General features: G+C 68.6%; 8 protein-coding genes. 6 read left to right on the plus strand and 2 right to left on the minus strand.

The genetic code is table 11. The features are described from left to right. Window positions 1-273 precede the first annotated feature (273 nt). Window positions 274-483, minus strand: coding sequence for a hypothetical protein (locus AC3WQR_RS31130; protein WP_062476199.1), 210 nt, complete (start codon window positions 481-483; stop codon window positions 274-276). A 288-nt stretch (window positions 484-771) separates the two neighbouring features. On the opposite strand from AC3WQR_RS31130, the gene AC3WQR_RS31135 reads away from it, so the two are divergent. Beyond that, window positions 772-1,410, plus strand: coding sequence for a hypothetical protein (locus AC3WQR_RS31135; RefSeq protein WP_095747417.1), 639 nt, complete (start codon window positions 772-774; stop codon window positions 1,408-1,410). A gap of 9 nt (window positions 1,411-1,419) precedes the next feature. Here the strand turns inward: AC3WQR_RS31135 and AC3WQR_RS31140 are convergent, their stop codons facing one another. After that, entirely contained in the window at window positions 1,420-2,439 is a 1,020-nt protein-coding gene (locus AC3WQR_RS31140) for an AEC family transporter (RefSeq protein WP_095949457.1), read from the minus strand. Window positions 2,440-2,589: 150 nt separating this feature from the next. Here AC3WQR_RS31140 and AC3WQR_RS31145 point away from each other — a divergent pair, with 150 nt between their 5' ends. From AC3WQR_RS31145 to AC3WQR_RS31165, 5 genes are all read left to right on the plus strand, one after another. Then, a complete protein-coding gene (locus AC3WQR_RS31145; protein WP_492745886.1) occupies window positions 2,590-4,686 on the plus strand; it encodes an ATP-dependent helicase in 2,097 nt (698 codons plus the stop codon). Next, the gene (locus tag AC3WQR_RS31150; protein WP_492745888.1) at window positions 4,683-5,141 is read left to right on the plus strand and encodes a hypothetical protein; all 459 of its coding nucleotides are present in this window, start codon (window positions 4,683-4,685) and stop codon (window positions 5,139-5,141) included. Before AC3WQR_RS31145 ends, AC3WQR_RS31150 begins: the two co-directional genes overlap by 4 nt. Then, window positions 5,138-6,319: a phospholipase A gene (locus AC3WQR_RS31155; protein ID WP_095949456.1), complete on the plus strand. Its 1,182-nt coding sequence runs from the start codon at window positions 5,138-5,140 to the stop codon at window positions 6,317-6,319. Before AC3WQR_RS31150 ends, AC3WQR_RS31155 begins: the two co-directional genes overlap by 4 nt. A 28-nt stretch (window positions 6,320-6,347) precedes the next feature. After that, window positions 6,348-7,196 (plus strand): NAD(+) synthase, encoded by an 849-nt coding sequence (gene nadE, locus AC3WQR_RS31160; protein ID WP_492745891.1) that lies wholly within the window; start codon window positions 6,348-6,350, stop codon window positions 7,194-7,196. Between the two features lie 197 nt (window positions 7,197-7,393). Further along, window positions 7,394-8,131, plus strand: coding sequence for a response regulator (locus AC3WQR_RS31165; RefSeq protein WP_070063911.1), 738 nt, complete (start codon window positions 7,394-7,396; stop codon window positions 8,129-8,131). Window positions 8,132-8,153: the final 22 nt, after the last annotated feature.

Genomic DNA, 8,153 nt, shown 5'->3' on the forward strand with positions numbered 1-8,153 from the left:
GGGTGGTGGCAGGCGGCGGGGTGGCCGTGCCGCTGTTCGGCCAGAAGCTGACGGCCGAGCCCCCGTCTCCCCCGCCGCCGCAGGCGACGAGCACGGCCGTCGGAACGGACAGCAGCAGAAGACGGGCGAAACGAAAACGCAGAAGGAAAGGAGACACAGCGAGATTCCTGGAGGGCGGTAAGGCGCCGCCATCCTAGGAAGCTCTGCGTCGTTGCGCATTGGACCAAAGTCCTAGGCGCTGCACGAACGCGCCGCGTCGGTCGTCAGCCGTCGTCAGTGGTAGCCGGTGGGCTCCTTGCCCATGTCGACGTAGCGCAGCTCGTTGTGCCGTCGCCGCGCAATGCTGTTCGGCCAGGCGAACACGACGAGGCTCAGCGCGGCCAGCGCGAGCGCGGCGCCCGTGCCGATCGTGCCGGCATGCCAGAACCAGCCCACCGCAGCGAGCCAGGCCAACCACATCAGGATGCGAACCAGTATTGCCATCGCGCGCCCCACTTGGACCCTTCACACCTTGGACTCGGAACCACTGTAGCAGTGCAACTGCATACGCAAGCATTCATCTGAAGAGATAACGCACGGTATGCCTTTAGACATGCCCTGGGATTACCCCGAAATAATCTGCAAAAAGAGTTGACGGTACCCCCGCCCTTGCACAAGCTGTGCCTGTGCGGTTCCATCGCTGGGTCCGCGGTGTTTCGTGCCCGCTCGCTTGATGCAAAGGTCGCCGTGAAATCGTCGTCTCTTCTGGCTGGGGTTGCTGTGGCTGTCGCCGTGTCGCTTTCGTACCTTGCCGCTGCGGGGTCCGCGGGCGCGGCGGAACTCGAACTGCAGGGTCGGCGGCTGGTGGTGTCGGGCACGCTCGACGGCAGCAAGGTCAAGGCCTTCACCGAACTCCTGAGCAGCGGCACGGTGCGCACCGTGGTCTTCGAAGACTCGTTCGGCGGCACCGCCGAAGCGGCCGGCGCGTACGCCGACGCGATCCGCGAGAGCGGCGTGCAGACCGAGGTGCGCGGCCATTGCATGGCGGCCTGCGCCTACGCCTTCCTGGCCGGCAAGACGCACCGCTTCGGGCACGGCCTGCAGGTCAACGGCATCCTGGTGCCGGTGGCGACCCGCCCCACGGCGGCCGAGCTGGCGGTGCGCTGGCGCGGCGAGGAAGCCCGCAAGACGCTGGCCGATTTCACGCCCGCCCCCGGCACCACCGACGCGGCCCGCCCGATGGAAGCCACCGCGCCCGCCCCCAAGGACAACTGGCAGCCGGACCACGGCGTGCTCTTCACGGCCAGCCCGACGCTGTTCGGCCGCATCTACAACACCTACTACTGCGACGGCACGCAGGGCCGCGACTTCTCGAAGTGCGAGCGGCTGTCGGACGCCGATCCGTACAAGCTGGGCGTGCTGACCGAGTAGCGCCCCCGGTCAGCGCAGCGCGCCGACCGCCACCGGGAAGGTGAAGAACGCCGCCACCGTCGTCCACAGGATGATGCGTGCGATGCGGCCGTTGTCGGCGCCGAAGCGCTCGGCCAGCATCGACACGTTGCTCGCGCTCGGCAGCGCCGCGACCAGCACGATCACGGCCAGCGCCGAGGGGGCCAGCGGCAGCCCCAGCGCGATGGCGCCGCGCCCCAGCGCCCAGACCGCCAGCGGATGCAGCACCAGCTTCACCAGCACCACGGGCAGCACGTCGGCCAGCGGCGCCTTCGGCGTGGGCCCGGCGCCGGTGCCCATCGCCGCCGCCACCATGGCGCTGGCGCCGTGCTCGCGCGCCAGCAGCGCCGAGCGCGCCAGCACCGCGCCGATGGTGAAGAGCGCCACGGGCGAGGCCGCGTCGGCCAGCATGGCGATCGTGCGTTCGACCGGCCCGGGCAACTGCCAGCGCACCGCCGACAGCAGCACGCCCAGCAGGATCGACCACGGCATCGGGTTCACGAGGATGCCGCGCAGCGCCTTGCGCGCGGCCAGCGTGGCGCCGTGGCGTCCTGCGCTGCCGGCCCCGTCGAGCCGCGACAGCGCGATGCACAGCGACGAGGTCACGACCAGGTCGAACGCGATGGTGATGATGATCGGCCCGGCCGCCTGCGCGCCCAGCAGCGCCACCAGCAGCGGCACGCCCATGAAGCCGGTGTTCGGAAAGGCCGCCACCAGCGCGCCGAAGGCCGCGTCGTTCCAGCCGATGCGCGCATTGCGCGTGAACAGCACCACGCCCGCCACCACGGCCAGCGCGCAGATGCCCCAAATCAGTGCAACGCTGCCGTCCAGCAGCTGCGCGATGGGCGTGCCGGCGCCGAAGCGCAGCAGCATGCAGGGCAGCGCGAAATACAGCACGAAGGTGTTGAGCCCCGGGATCGCATCCAGCGGCAGGATGCGGGTGCGGGCGGCGGCGTAGCCGGCCGCGATCAGGGCGAAGAAAGGAAAAGTAACAAGGAAAACAGGCAGCACGCCGGCATTGTCGTCCTCCTTCGTCGCGCGATGCCCGCTGACACGGACGGCCGCAGCCGGGCCCGTATCATTGCCCGCTTTGCGACGGTCGCGCCCTGCGGCCCCTCCTGCCTTTTTCGCGTTCCCGCTTTCCCGGTTCCCCCCTCCCCCATGTCCCACGGTCTCAATCTCGCCCAGCAAGAAGCGGTCAACTACATGCACGGTCCCTGTCTGGTGCTCGCGGGTGCGGGCTCGGGCAAGACGCGCGTGATCACGCACAAGATCGGCCGGCTGATCCAGTCGGGCCTGAAGCCCGAGCGCATCGCGGCCATCACCTTCACGAACAAGGCCGCCGCCGAAATGCGCGAGCGCGCCAAGGACCTGATCGGGCGCGACGCGCGCAAGGTGGTGGTGTGCACCTTCCACGCACTGGGCGTGCGCATGATGCGCGAGGACGGCCACGTGCTGGGCCTGAAGAAGGCCTTCAGCATCCTGGACGCCGACGACGTCACCAAGATATTGAAAGACTGCGGCGGCACCGTCGACATCGCCACCGCCCGCATCTGGCAGTGGACGATCAGCAAGTGGAAGAACATGGGCCTGAACGCTGCGCAGGCCGCGACCGCCGCGGTGGACGACAACGAGCGCATCACGGCCGAGATCATGGTCCAGTACGAAGAGCGGCTGCAGGCCTACCAGAGCGTGGACTTCGACGACCTCATTGGCATGCCGCTGAAGCTGCTGTACGAGTTCCCCGAGGTGCGCGCCAAGTGGCAGGCCATGCTGGGCCACATCCTGGTCGACGAATACCAGGACACCAACGCCACGCAGTACGAAGTGCTCAAGGCGCTGGCCGGCGAACGCGGCCAGTTCACGGCGGTGGGCGACGACGACCAGTCGATCTACGGCTGGCGCGGCGCCACGCTGGACAACCTGAAGAAGCTGCCGGTCGACTACCCGACGCTCAAGGTCATCAAGCTGGAGCAGAACTACCGCTCCACCAGTGCCATTCTTCGCGCGGCCAACAACGTGATCGGCCCCAACCCCAAGCTGTTTCCGAAGACGCTGTTCTCCGAACTCGGCGAAGGCGAGCCGGTGCGCATCGTCGATGCCGACACCGAGCTGCACGAGGCCGAGCGCACGGTGGCGCGCATCATCAGCCTGCGCGCGGGCGACACGGTGTCGCAGGGCAAGCAGTACAAGGAATTCCGCGACTTCGCGATCCTGTACCGCGCCAACCACCAGGCGCGCATCTTCGAGCAGGCGCTGCGCAAGGCGCAGATTCCGTACAAGGTGTCGGGCGGCCAGAGCTTCTTCGACCGCGCCGAGATCAAGGACCTGTGCGGCTGGTTCCGCCTGTGGGTCAACAACGACGACGACCCGGCGTTCCTGCGCGCCATCACCACGCCCAAGCGCGGCATCGGCCACACCACGCTGGCCAGCCTGGGCAGCTTCGCGAGCCAGTACAAGCTGAGCCTGTTCGCGGCGCTGTTCAGCCCCTCGCTGCCGAGCGTGATCCCCAAGCGCACGCTCGACGGCGTGCACGAGTTCGGCCGCTACATCAACGACCTGGAATACCGCGCGCGCCGCACCATGGGCGCCGAAGCCTCGCGCGCCTTCATGCTCGAGTGGCTCAAGGAGATCGACTACGAGCGCCATCTGTACGAAGGCGAAGACAGCGAGGCCGCCGCCGCCACGCGCTGGACCAACGTGCTGGAGTTCGTCGACTGGATGTCGCAACGCGCCGGCGGCTCGCTCGACGACGCCTCGGGCGCCGACGACACGAACCCGAACGAACACAAGAGCCTGCTCGAGGTGGCGCAGACCATCTCGCTGCTGTCGACCATCAGCGAGCGCGAGCAGGACCAGAACGTGGTCACGCTCTCGACGCTGCATGCGTCCAAGGGCCTCGAGTGGCCGCATGTGATGCTCATCGGCGTGACCGAGGGCCTGCTGCCCTTCAAGCTCGACGACGACAACGGCCGCCAGAAGGTGGTGAGCGACGAGACCACGCAGCGCCTGCAGGAAGAGCGCCGCCTCATGTACGTGGGCATCACCCGCGCGCAGCGCAGCCTGGCCGTGAGCTGGACCAAGAAGCGCAAGCAGGGCCGCGACATGGTGCCCTGCATGCCCAGCCGCTTCATCGCCGAGATGGGCCTGGACAAGGCCACGACCAAGGAAGACCCGCGCGAGAAACTGAAGGCGCTGCGCGCCGAGTTCGCACGCAAGGCGCTGGACAGCGCGGCCAAGGCCGCCGCCACGCCATGAGGACGACGGCGACGGTCGCAGTCGCGCTGCTTGCCGCCGCCCTCGCGGCCGGTTGCGCCACGCCCCGCGACCCCAACTGCCCCGCCGACGCGCGCGAGCTGCCGCTGCAGGCGCTGTACGGCCAGTGGGACGCCCGCTTCGACGACCTGCCCGGCACGGCCGTCGTGCAGCTGGGCAAGCACCCCGAGTACGCCGGCGTGCGCGGCACCATCACGCGCCGCGCCGATACCTCAACGAAGACGACCGTCGCGCAGCTCGCGGGCGATGTCGACGACGAGGGCGCGCTGTCCATCGACGAATCGCTGGACGGCCGCGCCATCAGCGGCGTCTGGTCGGGCACGCTGCAACCCGGCGCCTGCGGCCGCGAGTTCCGCGGCACGTGGCGCGATGCCGCGACCGAGCGCACGCACCCGTTCGTGCTGCGCAAGACCGTCGCACAGGAAGGAAAGCCATGAAGACGACACGACGACACCCTGCTTCTCTGTTCACGCTGCGCACCGTGGCCGCCGTGGCCGCATGCCTGGGCGCAGCGTCCGGTGCGCAGGCCCAGGCCGTCGACAAGCCGGCCAGCCCGCTGGCCGACGCGCAGCTCACCTGGCAGCAGTGCGCCGCACTCGGCGCGAACAACGAAGCGCGCCTGGCCTGCTACGACCGCTGGTCGCAACAACAGACGCTGCCCTCGGTGTCGGTGCCCGTGGCGCCGCCGGTGCTCGCGAGCACGCAACCGCCGGTGGACGGCACGATTCCGGCCACGCGCGTGGTCTCGGTCGCCACCACCGAAGGCTGCCGCGACCGCCAGTACTCGACGCTGTCGCGCTTCTGGGAACTCGAGAACGCCACCGACTGCGGCACCTTCGGCTTCCGCGGCTACCGCCCGCTCACGGTGTCGGCATCGGCCGCCACCGACAAGCCCCAGCCGCCGACCTCGCCGTCGGCCGGCCACACGGCCGAGCCCGTGGCCTACCAGGCGAACGAGATGCGCATCGGCCTGTCAGTGCGCACCAAGCTCGCGCAGGGCATGCTCACGCAGAACGACCCGATCAAGAAGGACTCGCTGTGGTTCGCCTATTCGCAGCAGTCGACCTGGCAGCTGTTCAACGGCTCGATCTCGCGGCCCTTCCGCACCACCGACCACGAGCCCGAGCTGATGTATGTCTACCCGACCGACGTCCACCTGCCCGGCGGCTGGCGCTGGCGCTATGCGGGCGTGGGCATCGTGCACCAGTCGAACGGCCAGAGCCTGCCGCTGTCGCGCAGCTGGAACCGCGTGTACCTGATGGGCGGCGCCGAGCTCGACGACCGCTTCACCGTCACGGGCCGCGTCTGGCAGCGCATGTCCGAAAGCGCCGCGAAGGACGACAACCCCGACATCGCCGACTACATCGGCCGCGCCGAAGTCACGGGCCGCTGGAACCTCAACCGCGACAACCAGCTGGGCATCACGGTGCGCAACAACCTGCGCGACAGCGGCCGCGGCTCGGTGCGCCTCGAATGGCTGAAGGCCATCGGCGACCCGACCAAGAGCAACCTGCGCTTCCACACGCAGCTGTTCCATGGCTATGGCGACACGCTGGTGGACTACAACCGCAAACGAACGGTGCTCAGCATCGGCCTCAGCCTCGTCGATTTCTGATCTTCATCCTCACATCCAGGCCCCACAGATGAGTGCAGACCTCACCCCCGTCGATGCCACGCAGCGCGAGATCATCGCGGCCCTGCACGTGGCGCCCGTCTTCGATGCCGCCACCGAACTCGCGCGGCGCACCGACTTCCTCGCCGACTACCTGCGTAGCACCGGCCTGAAGACGCTGGTGCTGGGCATCAGCGGCGGCGTCGATTCGCTGACCGCCGGCTGCCTTGCGCAGCGCGCGGTCGAGAAGCTGCGCGCCGAAGGCCGCGACGCCACCTTCATCGCGATGCGCCTGCCCTACGGCGTGCAGCGCGACGAGGCCGAGGCGCAGGCCGGGCTGGCGGTGATCCGCCCCGACCGCCTGCTGACGGTGGACATCCGCCCCGCCGCCGATGCGATGCTGGCCGCGCTGCGCGCCGGCGGGCAGGCCTTTCGCGATGCGGCGCACGAGGACTTCGTGCTCGGCAACATCAAGGCGCGCCAGCGCATGATTGCGCAGTTCGCGGTGGCCGGCGCGCACGACGGCCTCGTGATCGGCACCGACCACGCGGCCGAAGCGCTCATGGGTTTCTTCACCAAGTTCGGCGACGGCGCGGCCGACATCACGCCGCTCACCGGCCTCAACAAGCGCCGCGTGCGCGCCGTGGCGCAGCTGCTGGGCGCGCCCGATGCGCTGGTCTACAAGGTGCCCACGGCCGACCTCGAATCGCTGGTGCCGGGCAAGCCCGACGAAGACGCCTTCGGCGTGAGCTACGAGCAGATCGACGATTTCCTCGAGGGCAAGCCGGTGTCGGCCGCGGCGCGCGCGGTGATCTTGTCGACGCACCGCAAGAGCGCCCACAAGCGGGCGCTGCCGGTCGAACCGCCTGTACTGAAGTGACCCATTCCGCGTGACAAACGGATCACATTGAAGTCCCCGAAAGGGATGCTTCGATGCATGTGTAAAGCATCGGACGAAAAAAAGTCGCGAAATACCAGCCTGAGAGGGACTTGATTAACCTTTAGGTATCAATTGGTGCGCTTTTGTCTGCAAGAATTTTGGACGACCGGACACACAGTCCGGCCTTCTGGAACCTCATGCTTGACGTAGTGAAACCCGAAATCCTGGTGGTCGACGACGATCCCGAAGTCTGCGAGACGCTGGTCGACCTGCTGGAGTCGTCGGGCTTTCGCGCACAGGCCGTGCCGGACGGCCTGGCCATGGCAGCCCGGCTCGACCAGCGCGCCTTCTCGCTCGTGATCATCGACCTGCGGCTGAAGAAGGAAGACGGCATCGAGCTCGCACGCCAGCTGCGCACGCGCTCGCGCATCCCGATCATCATCCTCACCGGCCAGGGCACGGCCGCCGACCGCATCCTGGGCCTCGAGACCGCCGTCGACGATTTCATCGCCAAGCCTTTCGACAACCGCGAACTGGTCGCACGCATCCGCGCGCTGCTGCGCCGCTCGGCCGAGACCGGCATGCCGCGCTCGCTGCGCACCGACCGCCTGAGCCACGAGCGCTACCTGTTCGGCCCCTGGACCCTCAACATCACCGCGCGCGAGCTGCTGCACGGCGACGGCACGCCCTGCGACCTGACGCACGGCGAGTTCGCCCTGCTCGAGGTCTTCGTGCTGCATGCGAACCGCGTCATCGACCGCGAGCAGCTGCTGCTCAAGACGCGCAGCGCCCAGTCGGACGCGGTGAGCCGCACGATCGACGTGCTGGTGTCGCGCCTGCGCCGCAAGATCGAAGAAGACCCGGACCATCCGCGCTTCATCTGCACGGAACGCGGCGCGGGCTACCGCTTTGCAGCGAACGTGGTGCGCTGCTGAGGCAGCAGCGCCCGCACCCGCC

This window comes from Variovorax sp. FW305-3-2-15-B-LB1, assembly GCF_058787635.1.

Coding starts and splice junctions, on each gene's coding strand:
- AC3WQR_RS31130 (WP_062476199.1), bottom strand. CDS start 483: ATGGCAATACTGGTTCGCATCCTGATGTGGTTGGCCTGGCTCGCTGCG.
- AC3WQR_RS31145 (WP_492745886.1), top strand. CDS start 2,590: ATGTCCCACGGTCTCAATCTCGCCCAGCAAGAAGCGGTCAACTACATG.
- AC3WQR_RS31150 (WP_492745888.1), top strand. CDS start 4,683: ATGAGGACGACGGCGACGGTCGCAGTCGCGCTGCTTGCCGCCGCCCTC.
- AC3WQR_RS31155 (WP_095949456.1), top strand. CDS start 5,138: ATGAAGACGACACGACGACACCCTGCTTCTCTGTTCACGCTGCGCACC.
- nadE (WP_492745891.1), top strand. CDS start 6,348: ATGAGTGCAGACCTCACCCCCGTCGATGCCACGCAGCGCGAGATCATC.
- AC3WQR_RS31165 (WP_070063911.1), top strand. CDS start 7,394: ATGCTTGACGTAGTGAAACCCGAAATCCTGGTGGTCGACGACGATCCC.